Annotated in this window: 16 protein-coding genes; 12 read left to right on the forward strand and 4 right to left on the reverse strand. The window is 62.5% G+C overall.

Translation table 11 applies throughout. The annotated features are described in order from the left end of the window. Positions 1-239 precede the first annotated feature (239 nt). The 3 genes from ACFSDX_RS12120 to ACFSDX_RS12130 all read right to left on the reverse strand — a co-directional run bounded on the left by ACFSDX_RS12120 (position 240) and on the right by ACFSDX_RS12130 (position 5,051). Positions 240-2,435, reverse strand: coding sequence for a GH92 family glycosyl hydrolase (locus tag ACFSDX_RS12120; RefSeq protein ID WP_382313724.1), 2,196 nt, complete (start codon positions 2,433-2,435; stop codon positions 240-242). Between the two features lie 254 nt (positions 2,436-2,689). Further along, a complete protein-coding gene (locus ACFSDX_RS12125) occupies positions 2,690-4,147 on the reverse strand; it encodes a T9SS type A sorting domain-containing protein (RefSeq protein WP_382313726.1) in 1,458 nt (485 codons plus the stop codon). Positions 4,148-4,202: 55 nt separating this feature from the next. Further along, entirely contained in the window at positions 4,203-5,051 is an 849-nt protein-coding gene (locus tag ACFSDX_RS12130) for an N-acetylglucosamine kinase (RefSeq protein ID WP_382313727.1), read from the reverse strand. Between the two features lie 316 nt (positions 5,052-5,367). Here ACFSDX_RS12130 and ACFSDX_RS12135 point away from each other — a divergent pair, with 316 nt between their 5' ends. The 11 genes from ACFSDX_RS12135 (at position 5,368) to ACFSDX_RS12185 (ending at position 23,182) form a co-directional block, all read left to right on the forward strand. Next, complete coding sequence (locus tag ACFSDX_RS12135) at positions 5,368-7,137, forward strand: class I mannose-6-phosphate isomerase (protein WP_382313730.1); 1,770 nt, start codon at positions 5,368-5,370, stop codon at positions 7,135-7,137. A gap of 69 nt (positions 7,138-7,206) precedes the next feature. Further along, positions 7,207-8,007 carry a DeoR/GlpR family DNA-binding transcription regulator gene (locus ACFSDX_RS12140; protein WP_382313732.1) on the forward strand — a complete coding sequence of 267 codons (801 nt, stop codon included), beginning with the start codon at positions 7,207-7,209 and terminating at the stop codon, positions 8,005-8,007. Between the two features lie 199 nt (positions 8,008-8,206). Next, positions 8,207-9,592 (forward strand): sugar porter family MFS transporter, encoded by a 1,386-nt coding sequence (locus ACFSDX_RS12145; protein ID WP_382313734.1) that lies wholly within the window; start codon positions 8,207-8,209, stop codon positions 9,590-9,592. A 111-nt stretch (positions 9,593-9,703) separates the two neighbouring features. Continuing rightward, complete coding sequence (locus tag ACFSDX_RS12150) at positions 9,704-10,297, forward strand: RNA polymerase sigma factor (protein ID WP_382313737.1); 594 nt, start codon at positions 9,704-9,706, stop codon at positions 10,295-10,297. A 271-nt stretch (positions 10,298-10,568) separates the two neighbouring features. Beyond that, positions 10,569-11,618 (forward strand): FecR family protein, encoded by a 1,050-nt coding sequence (locus tag ACFSDX_RS12155; RefSeq protein WP_382313739.1) that lies wholly within the window; start codon positions 10,569-10,571, stop codon positions 11,616-11,618. Positions 11,619-11,671: 53 nt separating this feature from the next. Then, positions 11,672-15,148, forward strand: a complete 3,477-nt coding sequence (locus ACFSDX_RS12160; RefSeq protein WP_382313741.1) for a SusC/RagA family TonB-linked outer membrane protein — start codon at positions 11,672-11,674, stop codon at positions 15,146-15,148. 22 nt (positions 15,149-15,170) lie between these two features. Beyond that, positions 15,171-16,781 carry a RagB/SusD family nutrient uptake outer membrane protein gene (locus ACFSDX_RS12165; RefSeq protein ID WP_382313743.1) on the forward strand — a complete coding sequence of 537 codons (1,611 nt, stop codon included), beginning with the start codon at positions 15,171-15,173 and terminating at the stop codon, positions 16,779-16,781. Positions 16,782-16,822: 41 nt separating this feature from the next. Next, positions 16,823-17,959 carry a SusE domain-containing protein gene (locus ACFSDX_RS12170; protein WP_382313745.1) on the forward strand — a complete coding sequence of 379 codons (1,137 nt, stop codon included), beginning with the start codon at positions 16,823-16,825 and terminating at the stop codon, positions 17,957-17,959. Positions 17,960-18,000: 41 nt separating this feature from the next. Further along, positions 18,001-19,155, forward strand: coding sequence for a glycoside hydrolase family 76 protein (locus ACFSDX_RS12175; protein ID WP_382313748.1), 1,155 nt, complete (start codon positions 18,001-18,003; stop codon positions 19,153-19,155). A 271-nt stretch (positions 19,156-19,426) separates the two neighbouring features. After that, complete coding sequence (locus tag ACFSDX_RS12180; RefSeq protein WP_382313750.1) at positions 19,427-21,802, forward strand: GH92 family glycosyl hydrolase; 2,376 nt, start codon at positions 19,427-19,429, stop codon at positions 21,800-21,802. Between the two features lie 96 nt (positions 21,803-21,898). Continuing rightward, positions 21,899-23,182, forward strand: a complete 1,284-nt coding sequence (locus ACFSDX_RS12185) for a M20/M25/M40 family metallo-hydrolase (RefSeq protein WP_382313752.1) — start codon at positions 21,899-21,901, stop codon at positions 23,180-23,182. An 80-nt stretch (positions 23,183-23,262) separates the two neighbouring features. Here ACFSDX_RS12185 and ACFSDX_RS12190 read toward each other — a convergent pair whose 3' ends face one another. After that, positions 23,263-23,904, reverse strand: coding sequence for a zinc ribbon domain-containing protein (locus ACFSDX_RS12190; RefSeq protein ID WP_382313754.1), 642 nt, complete (start codon positions 23,902-23,904; stop codon positions 23,263-23,265). A 301-nt stretch (positions 23,905-24,205) separates the two neighbouring features. Here ACFSDX_RS12190 and ACFSDX_RS12195 point away from each other — a divergent pair, with 301 nt between their 5' ends. Beyond that, the gene (locus ACFSDX_RS12195; RefSeq protein ID WP_382313756.1) at positions 24,206-24,925 is read left to right on the forward strand and encodes a TylF/MycF/NovP-related O-methyltransferase; all 720 of its coding nucleotides are present in this window, start codon (positions 24,206-24,208) and stop codon (positions 24,923-24,925) included. The last annotated feature ends 94 nt before the right edge of the window (positions 24,926-25,019 follow it).

Below are 25,019 nucleotides of genomic sequence, written 5' to 3' on the forward strand. Positions count from 1 at the left end.
AAAAAGTTTGGGCTACCCGCCGGGCCGCAAAAATACCCTAGCTGGCGGCCCGGCGGGTACCAGCGGCTCCTACCCCACCCCGCCGCTTTGCGCAAGCCGAAACACTATTAATAACCACTTCGAGATAACTTATACAGCTAGCTACTAGCACATTGCTGGCGCTACGATACTAGCGCCAGCCGCCAAACACGCAAGCTTACGGGAGCAAAGCAGCCCTCCGCAGCACCCCGCACCTTAGGTTACTTCCCCACGACTTCTACCTGGCCACCAGTGCTAAACAGCTGGTGGGGCACGAAGTACCCGGGGTTGGTGGCGCCATTCACCCGGATGGCGCTCAAGTTGCGGCCCGCTCCTGATTTCTTCACCGTCAGCACTTTGCCGTTGGGCATCGTCCAGCGCACTTCATCAAAAAGGGGCACCGTGACCACGTAGCGCGCATCGGCGGCCGAGAGGGGGTAGAGGCCGGCGGCGCTGAAAACGTACCAGGCCGACATCTCGCCCGCGTCGTCCATGCCCGAAAAGGCGAGGCCCTTTTCGCCAGTGTTGTAGAACTTGGCCATGATTTCATCGAGCCGGCGCTGCGTTTTCTCCGGCTTGCCTACGTAGTAGTAGGCGAACGGCGTCTCGTGGTCGGGCTGGTTGCCGTGGCAATACTGGCCGATGAAGCCCGACACGTTGCGGGCAATGTAGGCCGGGTTCCAGGGCACGGTAAAGAGGGAATCGAGCTTGGCTTCAAAGGGCTGCGCGCCGCCGTAGAGCGCCACCAGGCCCGGCATGTCGTGGGGTGCGAAGAAGGATACCTGCCAGGCGTTGGCTTCCCGGTACATGTACTCGTAGTAGGGGTACTGCGGATTGAAGTTTTTGACCCACTGCCCGTTGGCTTGCCGACCACGCATGAACTTGGTGCCGGGGTCGAACACGTTGCGGTAGTTTTTGGCGCGCGTCATCATGGTGCGGTACTGGGCCGTGTCGTGCAAGACCTGGGCGAGCTGGGCCACGGCGTAGTCGTCGTAGGCGTATTCCAGGGTTTTCGACACGCCGGCGCTACCGGGCGTTTCCACGTTGGGCGCGGCTACTTCGGTGGTGGCCACGTAGCCGTTTTGGATGTACTCCTTGATGTGGGGCCGGGTGCCGCCCTCCACGTTGGCGTTGCGCAGCAGCAGGCGGTACACGTCCTGCACGTCGAAATTGGTGACGCCGCGCTGGTAGGCTCCCGCCACGAACGACGCGGCGTGGTCGCCGTGGAAAAAGGTCGGGATGAAGCCAGTCTTATCCCCAATGTCCTGCATCGATTTGATGATGTCGGCCGTGACGCCCGGCGCCAACATACTCATCAGCACATCTTTGTTGCGGTAGGTGTCCCAGAGCGAGGGTAAGGTATAATATTGAAAATCGGCCTTGCACACCTTGCCTTTCACGTCGCTGTATTCGCCGTTGGTGTCGCTGCGCAGGGCGGGCCACAGAAAGGAGCGGTAGAGGCAGGTGTAAAACATGGTTTGCTGCTGCGCCGTGCCGCCCTTCACGGCTACGCGGGTCAGCAGCTGGTTCCAGGTGGCGGCGGCCGCGCGCTGCACCTCTTCAAACGAGCGGCTGCCCAGCTCCTTAGCTAAGTTCTGCTGGGCATTCTGGATGCTCACAAACGAGAGGCCGAGGCGCAGTTCCACGGGCTGGCGGTCGCCGTTGGCCAGGCGCACCACAGCTAGGCCTTCCCTTTTGCCTTTATTTTGGATAGCAATATCTTGAATATCCGCGCTGAGCTGGGCGTAGAAATAAGCGGTTTGCTCGCCGGTTTTCTGGAAGCCCTGCACGGCCCTAGGTCCCACTTTTTCGATGGTCCAGTCGTTCACGTTCTCATTCGAGCGGCCCAGCTTGAACACGATACTGCGGTCTTGTGGCTGGGCGTAGTAGTACTGGTGCAGGCCGCAGCGCAGGGTCGAGGTCAGTCGGACCCGCACGTTGTAATCCTTCAACGTCACGCCGTAGTAGCCCGGCGCCGCCGTTTCGGTGGCGTGCGAAAAGTGGGAGGCGTACTTGCCGCTGGCATCGGCCGCGCCCACTACGGGCAATATGGGCAGGTGGCACAGGTTCCAGTGGCCTTTGTTGGTGTGGGCAAAGGCTTGAATTACCGAGTCTTCGTACTGGTAGCCCGAGCCGGTATTGAACTCCGTGATGGGGCTCAGCTGTACCATGGCATTGGGCAGGGCACTGCCCGGAAACGCCAGCCCGGCCCATACGCCGTGCCAGTCGGGCGGCGCCACGTAGCCCACCAGCTTGGGGTCGGTGAAAGCCGCCGTGCCGATGAGCGGGTTCACGTGCTGCCCCGGTCCGCTTGCGACATGGCCGGATGGGCCGCCGGGCACCACCTTGGCGCAAGAGAAAACACCCAACGCAAGAAGCGTGAGCAGATAGCGAATACGCGGGTTAGTAAACGGCATCTTATCGAAGAAATTGATTTACGGAGATTATCAGGGCGCCTAGGTTGCCTTGCCTGGACCGTCGCTAAAAACCGGCTGTCATTGCGAGCGCAGCGAAGCAATCTTTCCTTGTTGTCTGCTGACACTAACTAAGCGTGAAGGAAAGATTGCTTCGCTGCGCTCGCAATGACAATCGCCTGGCTACTAATTGTGTAGACGCCTTTCGTCGGCTATTTCGAAGCCGCGGCAGCCAAGGGCACCGGGTACTTAGGCCGCTAGTCGGCCTGCTTCACAAAGCGCTTCGTGACGCGTTGCGCACCATCGAGCCAAGACACGGTGTAAACGCCGGGCGCCAGCGCTGAAACATCGAGCCCCGTGGCTGGGGCGGTGGTTATCAGTACCGTCTGCCCTAGGGCATTTACTACCGTGATTTTGCCAGTTGCCGGCTTGCGGTTGGCTTGCAGCGTCAAGCGATTAGCTGCCGGGTTGGGATACAAGTCGGCAGCTTTCGAAGCCACGGAGTTAGTAGTGGATAGCGGCGTGCTGGTTACCTGTGCTACCCGCAAAATAGCCGCTGCCGCGCAGGCCTGCCCCATCATCTGTACCGAAGCTGGGAAGAGGTAGCGGCGGTCGAGATTCCAGGTGCCGTCGGCGTCGCTGTAGGTGCCGGGGTAGTAGCCCAACTGGTCGCGGCCGTAATCGATGAGGTAATCCACGATGTTGCGCGCCGCATCGAGCCATTTGGGGTTGTGGTCTACTTCGTAGAAATCGACCAGCATTTCGACTAGGTCACTACCGCCCCAGAAGGAGATTTCGCTCACGCCTTTGCCCGGTACGTACCACTGCTTGAGGCAGGCGTTGGCCATAACTGTAGCGTCATCGAGGTAGCGGCTGTCGCCGGTGCGCTGGTAGAGCCGCAGCGCCAGCTGGATGTTGGGCGTGGTTTGGTAGGCGCGGTAGCCGGCGCCGTTTTCGCCGTGGCCGGTCAGGCTCCAGGCGCCGTTATTATTGAAAGAGAACTGGTTGAGCAGGTTGGTGCTGCCGTCGCGCAGCTTCCAGTTTACATCGTTGATGAGTTCGTAGTAGCGCTTGGCGATGGCCAGGTAGTTGGGGTCGGGGCTGTTCTTCGCAATCAGGGCGCAGTGAAGCGCCGGCAAGATGGTGGCCTGCGAATAGAACTTGCCCCAGCCCAGCTCCGACTCTTTTTGCGGCACGCCCCAGTTGGCGTCGCGCGCGCCGAGGCAGTAGTTGAGGCCGATGAGCGAGCGGTCGTAAATGCCGGTTTCGGTGGGCAGCACCTGTTGGTAAATATCCATCAAAGCCAGCCCCACGATGGCATTGTCATCGTAGAGCGGGTCGGCGCCGGGCACGATGTCGGAGGCGTATTTGCCGTTTTGCCGGTACTGGTCGAGGGCGTAGGCGTAGGACTTGAGCCGCGCCGTGTACTTGGCCGGGTTGGCGAGCGCGCCGTAGCGCAGCGCCCGCAGCATGTGCGAGGCGGGCCACACGTAGCTCGCGCCGCCGCGCTCCAAAATGACGTTCTCGTTGCCATCAATCTGCTCCACGTACAGCTGCTTGCTGGCGTTGTAGAACTTGGTATTGAGCTTGTCGAGAATTGCCTCGCCCGCTACCTGGTACTTATTCTGGCCAAAGGCGGTCGAGGCCATCAGCAGGCCACCGGCCACCAGCAGCGCGCGCCGCGCACCTCCGAAAATGAGTGTAGAAAAACGCATCGTGAGCCGCGGGAAAGGGTGGGAAAAAGAGAATAAAACCGGGATGAAGCACCGCCTAGCGGGCCGCGGCCAGGTGGTAGGAAACCAGGTCGTCGATGGGCGCGCAGATGATTTTGCCGACCGCCATACCGTGCGCGGTGGCGGCCTGAGCTAGCGCGTCGCGGAAATGATAGCCCACCGACCCCACGCAGTTGAAAGTATGCGTCTGGTAAGCCGGGTACTTGCTGATAATCTTGCGGAAAAACGCGTCGAAGGACTCGGCCACCAGCTGCTGGCAGTAGCTCGCCTGGTAATGGTCGGCGGCAAACTTGGCGAAGCTGGCGATGAAGCGATTCGGGAAGGGCTGGTTGTAGAGGCGGTCGAAAATGGCGTCCCGCTCCAGGCCGTAAGTGCGGTGAAAGCTCGCCTCCAATTCCGGCGGCATTTGCCCGCGTAGGTAGTCGCTCAGCAGCGCCTTGCCCAGGAAGGCCCCGCTGCCCTCGTCGCCCAAAAAGTACCCTAGCGAATCCACGTTGTGCGCGATGCGCTCGCCATCATACACGCACGAGTTGGTGCCCGTGCCCAGGATGGCCGCGAACCCCGGCTGCCGGCCCAGCAGCGCCCGCGCCGCCGCCAGTAAGTCGTGCCCCACGAACACCTGGGCTTGGCTAAAAACCGTTCGCATGGCCTCGGCCACCGTGGCTACTTGCAGCGGCGATACCACGCTGGCGCCGTAGTAATTCACCTCGGCGATGGCCGCCGGAACGAGCGTAGCCGGCAGGTTTTGGCGCAGCGAAGCCACGATGCCCGCCGTGCTGATGAACTCCGGGTTGTAGCCCTCCGTGTGAAAAAAGGAGCGCGCGCCGTCGCCATCAACCAAACACCAAGTAGTCTTGGTGGAGCCGCCATCTGCTATCAAAATCATAGGGGTGGGAGCGCTAGGACGCGCGTGGTGGTGCAACCGCTTTTTCCAACTGGGGCCGTAAGCCTGCGGCAAAGTAAACGAATGTTTTAGGTAAAATAAAAACTATTTTGCTCGTTTAAGTACTAAACAAACATTTTTAGTGTCAATATTTGCAACAGAAAGCACTGGGTTAATTCAGAGGCGGTAAGAGTTAGCACTCCCCAGAAAGGGCTGCAAGCACCCTAGGTGGCTACACCAGCACACATTCTGCAAGACCCAGCGCGATAGTTACTGTGGCATTTGCTGCGCTCTTTTTATACTCCCAACTACTAGTACCATGCGCTCCTCCAACTATGACAAGTTTCCCTTCGTGCCGGTAGCGGCGTCGGCCGAGGCTTGCCAAACGGGGTGGGCGGCCATTACGAGTGTGTTGCAGGCGGCGCTGCTCGCGGCACCCGCCGCCCCTGGGCAGCCGCTGGTACTGGCCGTGGAGTGCTACCCCGGCACCGACCTAGGGCAGTTGCAGCAGGCGCTGACGCAAGCCTTGCAGCCGGCGCAGTGCCTGGTAGCCAACGACCTCTACTACCCCGCCGCCAAAATCGACGCGCTGGTAGCTGGGCCGCTCACCGACGACCCGGTTTTCGGCCGGCTCAATGGGTTGACCATTAGCGATTTTATAGACCCGCAGCGGCTGCGGGCGGTGCAAGCCACGCTGGCCGCGGCAGCCGGCGAGCTGGTGCTCGTGCTGGGCACCGGCGCCACGCTGGTCTGCCCAAACCCCAGCGTATTAGTCTACGCTGACCTGGCTCGCTGGGAAATCCAGCAGCGGCAGCGGCGCGGCGAAATTGCCAACCTGGGTAGCGAGAACTTCACCGAAAAAGCCAGTCTCAAGTACAAGCGGGCCTTTTTTGTGGATTGGCGAGCCGCTGACCGCCTGAAGAAGCAGGCGCTGCCCCGCGCTGATTTTCTGCTCGATACCAACGACCCGGCCGCGCCCAAGCTCATTAGTGGGGCCGACCTGCGGGCTGGGCTGGCGGCCACGGTGCGGCGGCCGTTTCGGGTGGTGCCGTTTTTCGACCCCGGCCCCTGGGGCGGGCAGTGGCTGCGCGAAGTAATCGACCTGCCCGACGGCCCCGCCAACTACGCCTGGGGCTTCGACTGCGTGCCCGAAGAAAACTCGCTGCTGCTGGGCTTTGGCGCGGCACGGGTAGAGATTCCGAGCATCGACCTCGTCTTTGCCCACCCCCGCGAGCTGCTCGGCGAGGCCGTGCATGGGCGCTTCGGCACCGAGTTCCCCATCCGTTTCGACTTTCTCGATACCATGGGCGGCGGCAACCTCTCGCTGCAAGTGCACCCGCTCACCGAGTACGCGCAGGACCACTTTGGCCTGGCCTACACCCAGGATGAGAGCTACTACATGCTGGCCGCCGAGCCAGGCGCCAACGTATACCTAGGGCTCAAGGAAAACGCGGATTTTCCGGCGATGCTGGCCGACTTACAGCGCGCCCAGGACGACCCCGCGGCCCCCTTCCCGGCGGCCGAGTACATCAACGAGTTTCCGGCCCGCCCGCACGACCACTTTCTGATTCCGGCAGGCACCGTGCACTGCTCGGGCGCCAACGGGGTGGTGCTAGAAATTTCGGCTACGCCCTTCATTTTCACCTTTAAACTCTGGGATTGGGAGCGCCTGGGGCTCGATGGCCGGCCCCGGCCCATCCACCTCGCCCACGGCGCCGCCAATATTCAGCCTGACCGCACCACGGCCTGGGTCGAGCAGAATCTCGTCAACCAAATCGAGCCCGTGGCCAGCGGCCCCGGCTGGCGCGAAGAGCGCACTGGCCTGCACGAGCGCGAATTCATCGAAACGCGCCGCCACTGGTTTACGGACCTCGTACCGCACCACACCCTAGGCGGCGTGCAGGTGCTCAACCTGGTGCAGGGCGCCGAAGCCATTGTGGAGAGCCCCAGCGGCGCCTTCGAGCCCTTCGTGGTGCACTACGCCGAAACGTTTATCGTGCCGGCGGCGGTGGGCGCCTACACCATCCGGCCCCACGGCCCAGCGGCGGGCACCGAGTGCGCCACTATGAAAGCCTACGTGCGCACCTAGCCCTGGGGCTGAGCGCTCGCCGGGCAGCGGCCACCTTTGCGGGTGCAACCACTCTTAATGAAACTCCTCGTGTCTGACTTATTAACTCCTGATAACGCCGCGGCGGTCCGCGCGCAAACCATCGTTGAAAAGCTGCTGCACACGGGCACCGTGGCCGTGGATGAGCTCGCCGCGCAGTTTGGCGTGTCGGTGGCCACCGTGCGACGCGACTTAATGGAGCTGGAGCAGCGCGGCCGGCTGCGGCGCACCCACGGCGGCGCCGTGCCCCGCGAGCCCATGCTCTACGAGCCCTTCCGCTACGACTCCAGCTTCCACGAGCAGATAGACCGCAACCTGGCCGAGAAGCGCCGCATCGGGCTGGCGGCGGCCGCTCTCATCCAGCCGGGCGAGATTATTTCGCTCACTGCCGGCACCACCACCACGCAGGTCACGCGCAGCCTGCGCCCCGGCGCGGGCGTAACGGTCGTAACCAACACCGTGAACGTGGCCATGGAGCTGAGCCACCGCGACGACGTGCGCGTCTTCGTAACGGGCGGCTTTCTGACGGGCGGCTGGTTCTCCCTAGTGGGGCCGGCCACCGCGCAGGCCCTAGGTCAATTCTTTGTTGATAAAGTCTTTATCGGCGTCAACGGCATCGACGCGCAGAAGGGCCTTACCTCGCTGCACCCCGAAGAAGCCGCCGTGATACAAGTGATGGTGCGCCAAGCCAAGCGGCGCATCGTGGTGGCCGACCATACCAAGCTCGGCATGGTCGCCACGTCGCTCATCTGCCCCACTGCCGAGGTGCATCAGCTCATTACCGACACCGGCGCTACTGAGGCGCAAGTGGCGCCTTTTCGCGAGCTCGGCATCGAGGTGCTGCTTGTCTGAGGCCCGTGGCTGCCCTAGGCGCCCTTCGCCCATGTGGAAGGCACCTAGGGCGATTTCGCAAACGCTAGCCCGCGGCAGCTAGCAGTTGCGCGGACTTTGTAGTCCGCGATGCAGCGCGCCCGGCCGCGGACTGCAAAGTCCGCGCAACTGCCGGCCGTCCGCTATTTTATTCTGATTGCTAACCTCTTCCCACCCCGCTATGCATTCTCAAACTGCGCCCAACTTTCCTCTTCGCGAAGCAGCGACCGGGCCACCCACCCCCGGCGGCAGCGCCGCCTACGTGTACCTGATTGCCGCCGTGGCGGCGCTCGGCGGACTGCTCTTCGGCTTCGACACGGCCATTATCAACGGCGCGCTGGTCTTTCTAAAAAAGGACTTTAACCTGACCGATGCGCAAACCGAGCTGGCGGCCAGCAGCATCCTGTTCGGGGCGGTGGCCGGGGCCGCGGTGGCCGGTTGGCTCACCGACCGCTACGGGCGGCGGCGCCTGCTGTTTGGGGCGGCGGCGCTGTTCACGGTGTCGGCGCTGGCGGCGGCGGTGCCGCGCACGCTCACCGAGTTTGTGGTGGCGCGGCTGGCTGGCGGCCTGGCCATCGGGGTGGCCTCGCTGCTGGTACCACTCTACATTGCCGAGATTGCCCCGGCCCGCATCCGCGGGCGGCTGGTGACGCTCAATCAGTTGGCCATCGTCACGGGTATTTTGCTGGCCTACGTGGCCAGCTACTACCTGGCCGAGCTGGGGCTGGCCTCGTGGCGCTGGATGTTTGCGGTGGCCGCCGTGCCGTCGCTGCTGTTTATGCTCACGCTGCTGCTGGTACCCGAAAGCCCCCGCTGGCTGCTGGGCCGGGGCCGGGCCGCCGAAGCCCTAGGTACCCTCACGCGCCTCAACGGCCCGGCGGCCGCCGCCGCCGAGGCCGCCGAAGTTCAGGCGGCGCTGGCCGACGAGCAAGGAGCCGCCGCCAGCCTGCGTCAGCCGCGCCTGCGCCGGCCGCTGCGCATTGCGGTGGTGCTGGCCGTGTTGCAGCAAGTCACGGGCATTAACACCATTCTGTATTACGGCTCGCTCATTCTTACCGAGCACAGCGGGCAGAGCGCGAGCTCGGCCATCGGGGCCAATGCGCTCATTGGGGGCATCAACTTCGCGGGCACCATCGTGGCGCTGTTCGTTATCGACCGGGTGGGGCGCAAGCCGCTGCTGCTCATTGCCTCGGGCGGAATGGCGCTGGCCCTTGGGGCGCTGGTGATGGCCTTGCAGCTGCACGCGCCGGGGCCGTGGCTGCTGGGGCTCATTATGCTCTACGTGGCCTGCTTCGCGGTGGGGCTGGGACCGGGCGTGTGGGTCGTGATAACCGAGATTTTCCCGAATGCCGTGCGGGGCCGGGCGGCCTCGCTGGCCACGGTGGCTTTATGGGCCGCCTGCACCCTTATCTCGTTCACCTTCTTATCGTTGGTGAAGGCGGCGGGCCTGGCGGGCGCGTTTGGGCTCTACGCGCTACTTTCGGCTTTCACCTTTGTTTTTGTGTGGCGCGCCGTGCCCGAAACCAAGGGCCGGACGCTAGAGGAGATAGAGCAAAAATGGCAGTAGTGGGGAGCAGGCCGATTATTAGCGCCGCTGGCCAAATCTGCTAATACGTTTAAGCACTGCTCGGCTTGCTAGCTCATCGGTAGCGAATCCTTCTCTAAAATAACCAGTCACATGACCTCGCTCGATGCTTCGCTGTGGAATGACTTTCTAGCGGGCAACAAGCAAGTATTCGAGCGCATTTTCTTGGCGCATTACGACGACCTGTTCCGCTACGGCATGCGCTTGGCGAGCGACGAGGAAGTAGTGAAGGACTGCATCCAGAATCTGTTTCAACGGCTCTGGCAACGCCGCAAGTCCCTCGAAACCGTCGCGGAAATCAAGCCTTATTTATTCGCCGCGCTACGCCACCACATCACTGACGAGGCGCGGGCCCAAAAGCGCCGCACGGCGCTGCAGACCGGCTACCCCGCGGAAGTGGAAATAGCCGTGCACTCGCCCGAGGATTTTTTGATTGCCCAGCAGCTTACCAGCGAGCAGCAAGTGCACCTGCTGGCCGCCCTAGGTCAGCTCAGCAACCGCCACCGCGAGGCGGTGTACCTCAAGTTTTTTGCGGATTTGGCCTATGACCGCATCGCCGAGATAATGGACCTCAACCAGCAGTCGGTGCGCAACCTAGTGCACCAAGCCATCAAGCGGCTGCGCCAGGTGCTACCCCACCCGTTGCTGCTGCTATTGAATGGGTTGTTTCTGAATCTATTGTTGTGAAGCCGCGGGCTATGGGGGCGTTTGTCATGCAGAGCGTAGCGAAGCATCTCGCGTGCTGACGTCTGCGAACGTGAGATTTCACTGCGCCACGCGAGATGCTTCGCTGCGCTCTGCATGACAAACGGTAAGTCGTTGGAAATATTTTTAATACATAAAATACTGTTTACAAAGTGCTTGAAAAATATTTCAAGAAATTTTCATCAAGAATAGAGTACAAAAACCGACCTCGCTCGTGGTCAAGAAAAGGTAGCTCATCCCGCCTTGCTCGCCTATGGATTTCACGACTTACTCGATTAATGACTTCGTAGCCGATGAGTCGTTTCAGGCCTACGTGGCCGATGCCGACTCGGAGGCGGGGCGCTTCTGGCAAGCGTGGCTGGCCGAACATCCTGGCCAAAAAATCGACGTTGACCAAGCCTATGCGCTGGTGCAGGGCCTAGGTCCCGCCCAGCTGTACCCAGTGCCGGCGGGCCTCAAAGAGCAGGAGCTACTACGCTTGCGGCAGGCGCTAAAAACCGCTAGCCCGCAGCCCTGGCTGCGCTGGCAGCGGCGCACCCGGCTGCTGGTGGGCACCTCGGTAGTGGCCGTGCTGGCCGCCGTGGGCTGGTGGCAGTGGCCGGGAATTACGGGCCCCACCACGCAGTATCTGGCGGGCCCCAACCAGCAGCGCACCCTTACCCTGCCCGATGGCTCGGTGGTGGTGCTGAACGGCAACGCGACGCTAACCACGGCGGCCCGCTGGACCGCCACCACGCCCCGCGAAGTGTGGCTGACCGGTGAGGCCTACTTCCGGGTAACGCACCGGGCGGCACCGGCCGTGCGCGACATCGCCGCCGCCCCGGCCAGCGCCAAGTTTGTGGTGCACGCGGGCGGCCTGGATATCGCCGTCCTAGGTACCCAATTCAACGTGAACAGCCAGCCGACCGGCACCAAGGTCGTGCTCAACTCGGGCAAGGTGGCCGTGGACCGCCACGCCTGGCTGACCACCGAAAACCTGCTCATGCAGCCCGGCGACCTCGTCGAAACCTCGGCGGCCGCGCCGCACCTGGCCCGGCGCCACGTGCAGCCGGCCCTGTACTCGGCCTGGACCCAGGGCGAGTTGCGCTTGCAGCAAACCTCGGTGCGCGCCATTGTGCAGCTGCTGCGCGATGCCTACGGCTGGGAGGTGGTCGCCACCGACTCTACGCTGCTTAACCAGACGCTCACGGGCATCCTGCCCGCCAACACCCCCGACCTGCTCCTGCCCGCCCTGGCTAAGACCCTGGGCGTGCAGGTGTCGCGCACCGGCAACGTCGTGCGCTTCCAGCCCCTGGCCCGGTAACGCCGGCCCTAGGCTCCTCCTGCTCGCTTTTTCTCCATTTTCCCACCCATCACATGGCAAACTTTACCCGCTACGTGCGTTTAGCACTGCTGCTGGGCGCCGTACCCGGTGCCCGGGCCCAGGGGGCGTTGTCCCTCGCCGTTCAAAATCCCCGCTCGCCGGTCCGCGCTTCGGCCGCAGCCCAAGTCTCGCTGGAGTCTTTTATCCAGGAGCTGCAAGCCACGTACAAAGTCAACTTTTTGTACCGCAACCAGCTGGTAACGGGCCGGTACGTGGCCAAAACCCACCCCAACTTTAAGTCGCTGCCCGAGGCGCTGCGCTACGTGACGCAGCAGAGCGGTTTGCAGTTTGAGCTGCTCAAGGACGGGCTCTACGTCATTGTGCCGCAGCCCACGGCCAGCACGACGCCCGCTTCGCAGGTAGAGGCCGTATCGCCGGTGGTGCCGTCGCTGCTCGCCTCGACCGAGCCGGGCGCTGGGGTTACTGACCGCCAATTGGCCCTGGCCGACGTAACCATTGCCGGCCGCGTAACCGATAGCAAGGGGGTAGGGCTACCGGGCGTCACCATCGTGGTGAAGGGCACTACGCAGGGCACCAGCACCAACCCCGACGGTAATTTCAGCCTGCAAGCGCCGGAGAATAGCGTGCTGGTGTTCAGCTTCGTAGGCTACACCCGTCAGGAAGTGCCCGTGACGGGCGCCACCAGCAACCTAGCCATCACGCTCGCCGACGAGGCCCAGGCGCTGAAGGATGTGGTGGTGGTGGGCTACGGCACCCAGCAGCGCGCCAACGTGACGGGCGCCATCAACACCGTGAACGGCGCCACCCTCGAAAACCGCCCCGTCACCAGCGTGGCGCAGGCTCTGCAAGGCTCGTCGCCTAACCTCACCATTCAGCAGAACAGCGCCGAGCCGGGCGCGGGCCTCAACATCAACATTCGGGGCGTAGGCACCCTCGGCAATGCCTCGCCGCTGATAATCGTGGACGGCATCGCGGGCTCGCTCAACGCGCTCAACCCCAATGATATCGAGAGCGTAACGGTGCTCAAGGACGCCGCCTCGGCCGCCATCTACGGCTCGCGGGCCGCCAATGGCGTGCTGCTGGTGACGACCAAGCAGGGCGCGCTCAACCAGAAGCCCACCATCAGCTACAACACGGTGGTGGGCTACCAGGCGCCCAACTTCCAGCGCCGTCCCGTCACGGGCATCCAGTTCATGGAGCTCAAGAACGAGGCGCTCGTCAACTCGGGACAAGCGCCGCAGTTTTCGCCCCAGCAGATGCGCGACTTTGCCGCCCACGGCGACTACGACTGGCAACTCAACCAAGTGCTCAAAAAGCAGGCGTTTCAGCAAAACCACAACCTGAGCTTGAGCGGCAGCGCGGGCAAAACCCGTTACCTAGTTTCCCTGGGCTACGTGGACCAGAACAGCCTGTTTGTGGGTGATAACTACGGCTTTAAGCGCCTCAACGGCCGCCTCAACCTCACGACGCAGGTGACGGACCGGCTCAAAGTGGGCGCCATCGTTTCGTATGCCCACGTGGGCACCCGCGAGCACGCCTTCGACTCGCAGTGGATTATCAGCGACGCGGCCCGCATCCCGGTTATCTACCCTATTCAGGACGACCAGGGTAACTACGTGACCCCGGCCACGGCCAGCGACAATTCGGTGAACCGCCTGCTCAACGGCGGCCTGCGCACCAACTCCAACGACAACGTTTTTGGTAACCTCAATGCCGAGTTTGAGATTGTGAAAGGCCTGAAGCTGCGTGGCTTAGTGGGCGGCGACTTGTGGAATTACCAGCTCGACGAGTTCACGCGCAGCCTGATGTACGTGACGCTCGACGGCTCGCCTACGGCGGGCGGCGATGGCAACAACTCGGTGCAAAACCGCAACCAGCGCACGCTGCTCACCAACTACCAAGCTACGCTCAACTACGACCGCACCTTCGCCGACAAGCACAGCGTGCAGGTACTGGTGGGCTACTCGACTGAGCACTTCACCGACGACCGCCGGGGCATCCACGTTATTAATATCCCTGGAAACAACTTCGGGGTCATCAACAACGGCACGACCTACGCCGGCATCAGCGACCCCAGCGGCGGCTACCACGCCAACGGCACCTACGGCAACCAGGAGCAGTGGGCGCTGAACTCGGTATTTGGGCGCGTAAACTACAATTTTGCCGGTAAGTACCTGGTAGAGGGCAGCTTCCGTTACGATGGCTCGTCGCGCTTCGCCAGCAATCAACGCTGGGGCTTCTTCCCGTCGGGCTCGGTGGGCTGGCGGCCGCTGGAGGAGAACTTCCTAGAGTTCCTCAAGTCTACGCTGAGCGACCTTAAGGTGCGCGGCTCCTTGGGGCAGCTAGGCAACCAGAACATCGGCCTTTACCGCTACCTGAGCACCGTGAGCTTGGCGCCGGGCACGTATTCGTTCGGCGGCACGCCGGTGTCGGGCTCGTATTTCAGCACTTCCAACGCGGGCATTACCTGGGAAACGGCCACGATGGGCAACGTGGGCCTCGACGTGGGACTGTTTAAAAACGTGCTCTCGTTCAGCGTCGATTACTTCGATAAGCGCACCAGCAACATCCTCATCGACCTGCCGGTGGCGGGCGTGTTCGGGGCCGGCGCGCCCACCCAAAACGCGGCCAAAGTGCGCAACCGGGGCTGGGAAGTATCGGCCACGTACCGCATGCGCACCGAGCGCGGCTTCAACCAGAGCCTGAGCCTGAACGTGGCCGACACCCGTAATACCGTGCTGGATACCAAGGGCGTAGAAACCATCCGGGGCGGCGATGCCACCAACATCATCCGCGAGGGCTGGCCCATCAACTCGTACTACGGCTACCGCACGGCCGGCTTCTACCAGACCATGGAAGAAGTGAACGCTGGCCCGACGCCCTCGTTTGTGGCGCCCGGCACGGTGCGGCCCGGCGACATCCGCTACGTGGACCGCAACGGCGACGGCGTTATCAACCAGGACGACCGCTTTATCCTGGGCAATCCGTTCCCGCGGTACACCTTCGGGGCCAATTACACGGCCGACTACAAAGGCTTCGACCTGCTGGTATTCGTGCAGGGCGTGGGCAAGCGCAGCCTCTACATTCGGGGCGAGGGCGTGGAAGCGTTCCACAACAACTGGGAGAACGTGTACGAGCAGCACCTCGACCGCTGGACGCCCACCAACCCCAACGGCAGCTACCCACGCCTGACCATCGGCACGGCCTCCACCAACAACAACCAGGGCTCGGACTACTGGCTGCGCAACGGCGCCTACGCCCGCCTCAAAAACATCCAGTTTGGCTACACGCTGCCCGCCGCCCTCACCAAGAAGGCCTACATCCAGCGGCTGCGCATTTTTGCCTCGGGCCAGGACTTGTTCACCATCAGCCACTTGAAGCAGATTGGGTTTGACCCCGAGCTCTCCGAGTTCAGCGAGAGCGTGGGCCAGGGCGGGGGCTCGGGCAGCAGCGGCCGCGTGTACCCGGCCGTGCGCGTCGTGACCCTAGGTGTTGATATTTCTCTCTAATCGCTATCCCACCCACCATCCGATGAACCGTACTTTTCGCCATACGCTACTGCTCGGGCTCGGGCTGGGCCTAGGCCTTTCGGCCTGCCAGAAGCTCGACCTGCCGCCCACCGACCGGCCCACCGATGCCACCTTCTGGCAGCAGCCCTCCGACGCGGCCAACGTGCTGACCACGGCCTACGAAAACCTCTACAACTCCGAGTATTTCTTCTTCAACGAAACGCTCTCCGACAACGCCTACAACAAGAGCGATGTGAACGGCTCCAATGCCCGCAACATCGCCGAAGGCGCCTACGGCACTAATCAGCAGCGCGTTACCAACGAGTGGGGCTACCACTACAGCGGCATCCGCAAGTGTAACCAGCTGCTGGCCAACATCGACAAGATTTCGAGCCTCGATGCCGGCCTCAAGGCCCGCTACATCGCCGAGGCCCGCGCGCTGCGCGCCTACCAGTACTTCCAGCTCATGACCTGGTACGGCGACGTGCCCCTGATAACCACCGAAATAGCCGTGTCAGATGCGGCGGGCGTGACGCGCACGCCTAGGGCCGAGGTGCTCGATTTTGTGCTGAAAGAGCTGGACGCCGCCGCCGCCGCGCTGCCCCTCAACACCGCCTACGATGCCACCGACCGCGGCCGCTTTACCAAGGGCGCCGCCCTGGCCGTGAAGGCGCGGGTGCTGCTTTACGAGGGCCGGTGGGCCGACGTCACGGCCGTGACTGAGCAGCTCCTGGGGGGCCAGGCGGGCACGTATAGCTTGTTTTCGAGCTATACGGGCGTGTTCTCGCCCAGCAATGAGGGCAACAGCGAGGTGATGCTCGACTTGCAGTACCTGTTTCCGTCGCGCACCTACTCCGAGCAGCGGTTCTTCATTCCACGCACCGAGGGCAAGCTCATCTGCGCCATTGCCCCCACCCAGGAGCTGGTCGATAGCTACCTGATGGCCAACGGCAAGGCCATCGGCGACGCCGGCTCAGGCTACAGCGAGGCCACGCCCTACGTGGGCCGCGACCCGCGCTTTGCCGCCACGCTGGTCTACGATGGCTACAAGTGGCAGCGGCCCGACGGGTCGAGCCTGCTCATCCGCACGGTACCGGGCACCGGCGACAACTCCGTGGACCGCGCCGACGCTAGCCCCACCGGCTACTACTCGGCCAAATACTTCGACCCCACCGCCGATGCCAACCTCAACTCGGGCTTGAACCTGATTTTGGTGCGCTACGCCGACGTGCTGCTCATGCACGCCGAGGCCAAGAACGAGCTCGGTCTGCTCACGGCCTCGGAGTGGGACCGCACCATCGGGGCGCTGCGCCGCCGGGCGGGCTTCACCGACGCGGGTGCCCTGGCCTTTCCGGGCGGCGACAAGACCAGTCTGCAAACCGTGGTGCGCCGCGAGCGCCGCACCGAGCTGGCCATGGAAGGCCTGCGCATCTTCGACCTGCGCCGCTGGCGCACCGCCGAAACGGCCCTCAAAGGCTACGCGCACGGCATCAAGGCCGGCGACCCGGGCGTGGACAATGGCTACCTGCGCGTGGACCAGCGCACTTTCGACCCCGCCAAGCACTACCTCTGGCCCGTGCCCCAGCGCGAGCGCGACATCAACCCCAACCTCACGCAAAACCCTGGCTGGTAGCCTGGTCACCCTCATTTTAAAACTCCCTCGCCTCTATCTCCATGAAAAAGTTTTCCCACCCGCTGCTTCTGTTTGTAGCGCTTCTAGGCCTGCTCGCCGGCTGCAAGAAAGACGACAAGGCCCTCGACGACACCATCACGCCGGTGTCGAACTACATCTCGCCCGCCGACAACACTTTCTACCGCCTCGACCCGCCCTCCAATGCGGCCGTGACGTTTGAGTGGAGCCAGGCCCGTGCCGCCGATGGCACGCTGGTGCTCTACGAAGTGGTGTTTGACAAAGACGGCGGCGACTTCTCCAAGCCCGTGTACAGCACCGTATCGGGTACCAACGGCCTTGATACCAAGCTCGTGCTCAGCCACGGCGACCTCAACAAAATCGCCAACCTGGCCGGTATCGCCTCGCAGGGCCAGGGCAAACTGAAGTGGATGGTGAACGCCTCGAAGGGCCTCAACGTGCTGCCCGCCGCGGCCGCGCGCACCATGACGGTCGAGCGCCCCGCCGGCTTCTCGGTCATTCCGGGCAACCTCTACCTCACCGGCTCGGGCACCGAGGGCGGCGCCGCCCTCGGGCAGGCGCTGCCGTTCAAGCGCGTGTCATCGGGTGTGTTTGAGCTGTACACCAAGCTCGGCCCCGGCGATGTGAAAATGGTGGACCAAACCACCGGCACGCCCACCGAATACTACATCAATGGCACCAAGCTGCTGCAAGGCAGCAGCGCCACTAGCCCCGCCACCACGCCGGCCGTGTACCGCGTGACCCTCGACTTCAACAACGGCTCGTCGGTGCTCACCGAAATTCAGTCGGTGGGCCTCTGGGTGGCCGCCCAAAACAAGGTGACCGTGACCTTGCCCTACAAAGGCAAAGGCCTCTGGGAAATCGACAACACGCCCATTGAGTTCTTCCAGTTTAGCTGGGGCCGCGACGAACGCTACAAGTTCGTATTCAGCGAAAAAAACGCGGCGGGCACCGTGACGATGCGCCAGTACGGCAGCACCAACACCGATAACCAGCCCCCCACGGCCACTACGGCGGCGGCCTATTACAACCTCGTGCCGGTGGCCGACGACCAGTGGAACAACTCCTACAAGTTCATTGGCACGGCCGACCGCAAGAGCGTGGACATCTTGGTGATGATGCAGCCCGCGGCCTACACCCACCAGATAGTGGTGCATTAAGGGGCGGAGTAATTAGTATTCAAATTCTTAACTCCGCCCTTATGCTTTTCTCCCGAGTCAATGCCAGCGCGCTGCTGGGCTTGTCTTTGCTCGCGGCGTGCCACGAGCCCGTCGATGATATGATTACCCCGCCAGCCCCGAAGCCGGTGGTGGTAGTGGCCAACTGGGCCGCCCGCGCCGACTCGGCGCAGGCGGCACTCAACCAATCCTTCTGGGCGCCTACCGACCAGTACTACTTGCAGAACAACTCGGGCAAGCCCGACTTCAACTACTGGTGGCAGGCCCACGGCCTCGACGTGCTGCTCGATGGCTACCAGCGCACCAAGGTGCTGGACTACATCACCAAGATGCAGCAGCTACAACAAGGCACCAAGAAGAAGAACGGCAACACCTATCTCAATACGTACTACGACGACATGGCCTGGCAGGCCCTGGCCAACCTGCGCGCGTTCCAGGTCACCCAAGACCAGTCGTATAAGGCCACGGCTCAATTGCTCTGGGCCGACCTCAAAACCGGCTGGAACACCAACCAGGGCGGCGGCATCGCGTGGCGCAAAAACCAGCTCGACTACAAAAACACGCCCGCCAATGCCCCGGTGGCCATCCTGGCCGCCCGCCTCTACCAGCTCGACCGCAACCCCGACGACCTAGCCTGGGCCACCAAGATTTATGAGTGGCAGAAAAAGAACCTCGTGGACCCCACTACCGGGGCCGTGTGGGATGGCATCAACCGCCAGGGCGACGGCCAAATCGACAAGGATTGGCGCTTTAGCTATAACCAGGGCGTGTTCCTAGGGGCCGGCCTCGAGCTGTACCGCGCTACCCAGCAGAGCACCTACCTCGACGATGCCAATCGCACCGCGGGCTACGTCCTCAACGACAGTCAGCTCTCGCCCGGCGGCGTGCTCAAGGACGAAGGCGGCGGCGATGGCGGCTTGTTCAAGGGAGTATTGGTGCGCTACCTGGCGCTACTAGCCACCGAGCCGGCCGTGAATGCCGCCACGCGGGCCAAGTACGTTTCGTTTCTCAAGTTCAACGGCGAGAGTCTGTACAGCAAGGGGACGCGCCGGCCGCAATACCTCTTCAATACCAACTGGACGGCGCAGCCGGGCAGTACCGTCGATGGCTCGACGCAGCTGAGTGGGGTTATGATGTTTGAGGTAATGGCCGACTTGCAGGCGCGTAAGCTGTTGTAGGAATCTGTTTTTAAACCGTTTGTCCTTGCGAGTGTAGCGAAGCAATCTTCCCTTCACGCTTGGCTAGCGTTAGCAGACGACAAGGAAAGATTGCTTCGCTACGCTCGCAAGGATAAGTAAATTCTAGGTCGATTAGACCCTAGGGTGCCGCCTACTGCTGGCGGTGGCAAAACGGCCGGGCTGCGTGGTGGGCGCGGCTTGGTCCGCCCGCGTCTGGTTGTGGAGCCGGGCGCGGGCATTTGCCTGCCCTTTTTATTCTTAAAATTCTAGTATGAAAATGACTTTCACGGCCAGCGCCTGGTCTTTGGCGCTGCTGCTGGCGGCGGGCGGGGCCAGCGCGCAAAACGTACTCAATTACGTGAACCCCAACATTGGTACGGCGCATAGCCGGTGGTTTTTCTACACCCCCGCGGCCGTGCCCTACGGCATGGCCAAGCTGGCGCCTTCTACTAACGGCCACTACGGCAACGCCTCGGGCTGGGAAGCCGTGGGCTACGACACCCGCCAAAATTCTATTGAAGGGTTCGTGCACTTTCACGAATGGCAGGTGGGTGGCGTGAGCTTCATGCCCACCACGGGCGAGCTTCGCACGCAGCCCGGCGACCTCGACAAGCCGGCCAGCGGCTACCGCTCGCACTTTGACCGCAAAAACCAGGTGGCCGAGCCCGGCTACTACCGCGTGCTGCTCGACGACTACGGTATCACGGCCGAGCTGACGGCCACCAAGCGCGTAGGGTTTCACCGCTACACCTTCCCCAAAAACGACCAAGCGCACATTCTGCTTGACATCGGCAACAAGCAGGGCGAGAGCGGCGAAGTGACCGGCGCCAGCATCCGGATGGTGGACGCCACGCACGTGGAGGGCTTCGTGAGCACTTATCCCAAGTACGTGAAAACCTACGACCCCGCCGGCAAGGTCAACATGTACTTCTTCGGCGAAATCAGCAAGGCGCCGGCCAGCGTGGGCGCCTTTACGGCCGCGGGCGCGCAGCTCAATACTAAGTCGGCCACCGGCAAGGGCGCGGGGTTGGTGCTGAATTACCAGACCACTGCGCAGGAGAAGATTGAGCTGAAAGTCGGCCTCTCGTACACCTCCATCGCCAACGCCAAGGCCAACCTGTTGGCCGAAGCCAAGAGCTTAACCTTTGACCAAGCCCGCACGGCCGCGCAGGCTACCTGGCAGCGCGAGCTGGGCAAAATCGCGGTGGAAGGCCCCGATGAGCAGAACAAGACCAAGTTTTACACCGGCCTGTTTCACGCCCTGCTGGGGCGCGGCATTGCCAGCGACGTGAGCGGCGCCTACCCCAAGCACGGCGGCCAGGTGGGCCAGCTGGTAGCCAGCGGCCCCGGCCCCAAGCCCGAATTCATGAACACCGACGCCATTTGGGGCGGCTACTGGAATATCACGCAGCTTTGGGCGCTCTCGTACCCCGAGTGGTACGGCAACTACGTGAACACCCAGCTGCAAGTGTACCGCGACAAAGGCTGGTTTGGCGACGGCCTAGTGAACAGCGAATACGTGTCGGGCGTCGGCACCAATTTCGTGGGGCTGGCCGTGGCCGGCGCCTACCAGGCGGGCATTCGCAACTACGACGTGAACCTGGCCTACCAAGCCGTGCGCGCCAACGAGCTGAAGTACCGTAACCGCGCTTTTGGCTCGGGCAAGATGGACGTAAAGGCCTTTACGCAGTACGGCTACGTGCCCTTCCGGGATGACTATAAAGAGTATAAGGGCGAGTGGTACAAGACCGATTCGACGGGCGCCTACTTCGCCAATTCGCACACCCTGGAGTACAGCTACAGCGCCTTTGCCGCCGCGCAAATGGCGAAGTCCCTAGGTAAGCAAGCCGACTACGAGCAGCTCATCAAGCTCTCTAACGGCTGGAAAAACATCCTAAATCCGCAGAACAAGCTCATGCAGCCCAAGCTGGCCGACGGCACCTTCGTGGGCAACTTCAACCCGTTTGAGCCGTGGCGCGGTTTTCAGGAAGGGAATGCTATGCAGTACACCTTTTACGTGCCGCAAAACCCGGCCGGGCTCGTGGCGGCCCTAGGTCGGGATAAATTCAACAACCGCCTCGATAGCCTCTTCACGGCCTCGGCCAAAACGGGCTTTGGCGGCGGCAAGGAAATCGACGCCTTCGCCGGCATCAAGGCCATCTACAACCACGGCAACCAGCCCTGCCTGCACATCAGCTGGCTGTTCAACTTCTCGGGCCAGCCCTGGCTCACGCAGAAATGGACCCGCCAGATTTGCGACGAATTCTATGGCACTGAGCCCATCCACGGCTACGGCTACGGGCAGGACGAGGACCAGGGCCAGCTAGGCTCGTGGTACGTCATCACGGCCCTAGGGCTGTTCGATGTGAAGGGCTTCACCGACGGCCGGCCCATCATCGAGCTCGGCAGCCCTATGTTTAGCAAGGCCACCATTCAGCTAGGTAATAAAAAGCAACTGGTAATCGAGGCCAAAAACACCGCCAAGCAAAACGTGTACGTGCAAGCCGCCGAGCTCAACGGCCAGCCGCTCGCCAACTGCTGGCTCTACCGCGACGAGCTGATGCAGGGCGGCCGCCTTGTGTTCACGATGGGTCCGCAGCCCAACAAAACCTGGGGAACGAAGACCCCGCCACCCTCGGCGCAGTAGCGGCGGCTGTGCCCTCCTACCCTATTCAGACGTCAGCAGTTCGCTTAAACTCGCGCCCACCGGTGTACATTCAGGCTTTCCTAAGTGATAAGCCTAATGAGAAAACTCCTACTCGCCGCCGCTATGCTGGGCTGCTACGCGGCCCAGGCGCAGCAGCTTACCCCTACCGAACGCAAGCTGGTGGCCGCCGTGCGGCAGCGCATGCCCCAAACCGAAAAGCTGCTGGAACAAGTAGTTAACGTAAACAGCGGCACGCTTAACGTGCAGGGGGTACGCGAGGTAGGCACGGTGTTCCAGAAGGAATTCGATGCCCTAGGGTTCAAAACTGAGTGGGTGGCCATGCCCGCCAGCATGCAGCGGGCGGGCCACCTGGTGGCCGAGCACAAAGGCAAAAAGGGCAAGCGGCTTTTCCTGATTGGGCACCTCGACACGGTATTTGAGCTGGATATGCCCTTCACCAAGTTCACGCGGCTCAACGACTCGACGGCCACCGGCCAGGGTGTCAACGATATGAAGGGCGGCGACGTGGTAATCCTGGCCGCGCTGCAGGCGCTGCACGCCAACGGCTTGCTGCGCGAGGCCAGCATCACGGCCTATTTCACCGGCGATGAGGAGCGGGGCGGCCACGGCCCGGAAGCCCGCGCCGACTTCGTGGCCCGGGCCAAACAAGCGCAAGTAGCGCTGGCTTTTGAAACCGCCATCGACCGGCACACGGTGGCTACGGCCCGGCGCGGCAGCAGCAACTGGCAGCTCAAAACCTTCGGCACGGCGGCGCACTCCTCCACCATTTTTAAGCCTACCGTGGGCTATGGAGCCATTTACGAGGCCGCCCGCATTCTCAATTCTTTCCGCGAAACCCTGGGCAAGGAGCAGTACCTGACCTTCAATCCTGGCCTGATACTAGGCGGCTCGGAGGTCAACTACGACGAGGCCAAAGCCCACGGCGAGGTCACTGGCAAAACCAACATCATCGCGCCCACCGCGGCGGTGGCCGGCGACCTGCGCTTCCTGACCGAAGCCCAGAAGGAAGCCGCCCGAACCCGGATGCGCGCCATTGTGGCCCAAAACCTGGCCGGCACCAAAGCCGAAATCACCTTCGCCGACGGCCTGCCGGGCATGCCGCCCACCCCCGGCAACCAGCGCCTGGCCGCCCTGGCCGACCAAGCCAGCCGCGACCTGGGCTTCGGGCCGGTGGTGGCCGGCGACCCCGGCGCGCGCGGAGCCGGCGACGTATCCATCGTGGCGCAGTACCTCGACTGCCTTGATGGCCTGGGGGCACCGGGCAAGGGCGCCCACGCCCCCGGCGAAACCATCAATACGAAGGAATTTCCGAAGCTGGTCGAACGCGCGGCGCTCATGATTTACCGGCTCACGCGCTAGCCAACGGCCCAGAGACCGGCGCGCCTTGCCCTACCCCTGCCCTAGCACCTGGGCGCCTACCTAGGTGCCGGGCAGCGGCGCTATTGCTTCTGCCCGCACTCGTTACAAAACCGCTGGTCGGCTTTGCTGCTGCTGCCGCAGCCGCCGCAAAACTTACCCGCCGCGGAGGCCGCCGCCACGGCGCTGCCGCAGCTGCCGCAAAATTTCTGGTCGGGGCTGAGCTTGCTGTGGCAGCTCGGACACTGCGTAATGCCGCCGCGGCTCAGAAAATCGGTGTCCTTGGTATAGTTCTGTTCGCGGGTTTTAGTGTAAATCTGCTCGCTGGTGGCGCGGGCCTGCTGGGCGGCCAGCTCCTCCTGCTCATCGGGGGCGCAGGTTTCGCAGAGGCCGGCCTGGTGGTTCCAGCACACCTCGGGGCACACCCAGTGGCCGCAGCGGGTGCACTGCTTGAAGTGCTGCTTGCCCTCCTGCACCGCTTCGGCCAGGGCTTCGTCGTGGGCCTTGCCGCCCACGGCCCGCTGCATCTGGTAGGCCGCGTTGCCGGCTTCGTTAAACAAGCCACCAAAGATGCTGCCCGCCGCGCTCAGCAAGCTGCCCGCCACCCCCATGGCATTGGTTTGGTAGCGCGACACGTAGCCGTTCTGGCACTTGTCGCAGCGAAACTTAAACTGGTAGCCTTTGTCCGTAGACAGGTCATCGTAGTTGGCTACGAACTGGAGCATGTTGCCCATGGCAGGTTAACAAAAAGCGAAAGAAGTAGGGTAATGAATATAGCGCCGGCAAGGTACAGATTGGGCGGTGCCGCGCAAAACCCCGGCGGCCCGCCGCCACCCACAGGCAGGTAGCGCCCGCTTCATCGCTGCTCCGGCGCCCGGCATTACCACTAGCCCGAATAGTACAAAACCGGCGCGGGCTACGGCTGCACTCACTCGCGCTAGTAAACCCGGATTACGCTAGCAAAAACCCTCTTTTTTGCGCTACCTTAGCTCATTACTTAAGCTAGGTATAGTATTTTTTCAAGCTATGAATAACTTCTTTATTTCTGAGCCGCCCTTCGCCGCGCCAGCGCGGCGGCTGGTGACCCTACTCAATAAAGGCCTCCATTTTCTCAAGCCCGGCTACCAGCTCACCGCGGCGCCCAACCCGGTGGTAGATATGAACACGCTGGAGCAGCGCATCAACTATTTTCATCTGCTGGACGCTACCCTCGCGGCTCAAATACCCGGCGACGTTATCGAGCTAGGCTGCTTTACGGGCCAGTGCGCGCTGCTCTTTCAGAAGGTGCTCCAAATGCACCACTCCGATAAAATGCTGCACCTCTACGACAGCTTCGAAACGCAATTCACGCTCCAGGGCAATGTTGCAAACGTGCTGGAGCGCAACTTTGCGCTAGCTGGCCTGCCGATGCCGGTGCTGCACAAAGGGTACTTTCAGCAAACCCTACCTAGCCAGCTACCGGCGCGCATCTGTTTTACTCACATCGACTGCGGCTTTGGGGCCGATGCGCTGGCCCACAAGGAGGTGATGCTGCACTGCCTGCAAACGGTGTATCCGCGCCTGAGCAAGGGCGCCGTCTGCGTGCTAATGGACTACCACGACCGCCGCAGCGGGGCCATCGGCCACGACGTCAACCCCGGCGTTAAGCTGGCTTGCGACGAGTTTCTGGCGTCGAAGCCCGAGCAACTAGTTGCCTTATACGGCAATCAGATTTCTCACGCTTTTTTCAGAAAAGTAGCGGATTAATGCTTTAATAAGCAATGATTTACCTACGCGCTCGCCGCCTCAGCGCCCTGCTCTACTGCGCCAGATGAGCCGCCGGTTTACAATTGTAACTGAG

The sequence above is a fragment of the Hymenobacter bucti genome, assembly GCF_042681145.1.
In the GTDB taxonomy this organism is placed as follows: Bacteria; Bacteroidota; Bacteroidia; order Cytophagales; family Hymenobacteraceae; genus Hymenobacter; species Hymenobacter bucti.

What these genes read in the sequence shown, in the direction of transcription:
- ACFSDX_RS12120 (WP_382313724.1), bottom strand. Translation starts at nt 2,435, where the DNA reads ATGCCGTTTACTAACCCGCGTATTCGCTATCTGCTCACGCTTCTTGCG.
- ACFSDX_RS12125 (WP_382313726.1), bottom strand. Translation starts at nt 4,147, where the DNA reads ATGCGTTTTTCTACACTCATTTTCGGAGGTGCGCGGCGCGCGCTGCTG.
- ACFSDX_RS12130 (WP_382313727.1), bottom strand. Translation starts at nt 5,051, where the DNA reads ATGATTTTGATAGCAGATGGCGGCTCCACCAAGACTACTTGGTGTTTG.
- ACFSDX_RS12135 (WP_382313730.1), top strand. Translation starts at nt 5,368, where the DNA reads ATGCGCTCCTCCAACTATGACAAGTTTCCCTTCGTGCCGGTAGCGGCG.
- ACFSDX_RS12145 (WP_382313734.1), top strand. Translation starts at nt 8,207, where the DNA reads ATGCATTCTCAAACTGCGCCCAACTTTCCTCTTCGCGAAGCAGCGACC.
- ACFSDX_RS12150 (WP_382313737.1), top strand. Translation starts at nt 9,704, where the DNA reads ATGACCTCGCTCGATGCTTCGCTGTGGAATGACTTTCTAGCGGGCAAC.
- ACFSDX_RS12155 (WP_382313739.1), top strand. Translation starts at nt 10,569, where the DNA reads ATGGATTTCACGACTTACTCGATTAATGACTTCGTAGCCGATGAGTCG.
- ACFSDX_RS12160 (WP_382313741.1), top strand. Translation starts at nt 11,672, where the DNA reads ATGGCAAACTTTACCCGCTACGTGCGTTTAGCACTGCTGCTGGGCGCC.
- ACFSDX_RS12165 (WP_382313743.1), top strand. Translation starts at nt 15,171, where the DNA reads ATGAACCGTACTTTTCGCCATACGCTACTGCTCGGGCTCGGGCTGGGC.
- ACFSDX_RS12170 (WP_382313745.1), top strand. Translation starts at nt 16,823, where the DNA reads ATGAAAAAGTTTTCCCACCCGCTGCTTCTGTTTGTAGCGCTTCTAGGC.
- ACFSDX_RS12175 (WP_382313748.1), top strand. Translation starts at nt 18,001, where the DNA reads ATGCTTTTCTCCCGAGTCAATGCCAGCGCGCTGCTGGGCTTGTCTTTG.
- ACFSDX_RS12180 (WP_382313750.1), top strand. Translation starts at nt 19,427, where the DNA reads ATGAAAATGACTTTCACGGCCAGCGCCTGGTCTTTGGCGCTGCTGCTG.
- ACFSDX_RS12185 (WP_382313752.1), top strand. Translation starts at nt 21,899, where the DNA reads ATGAGAAAACTCCTACTCGCCGCCGCTATGCTGGGCTGCTACGCGGCC.
- ACFSDX_RS12190 (WP_382313754.1), bottom strand. Translation starts at nt 23,904, where the DNA reads ATGCTCCAGTTCGTAGCCAACTACGATGACCTGTCTACGGACAAAGGC.
- ACFSDX_RS12195 (WP_382313756.1), top strand. Translation starts at nt 24,206, where the DNA reads ATGAATAACTTCTTTATTTCTGAGCCGCCCTTCGCCGCGCCAGCGCGG.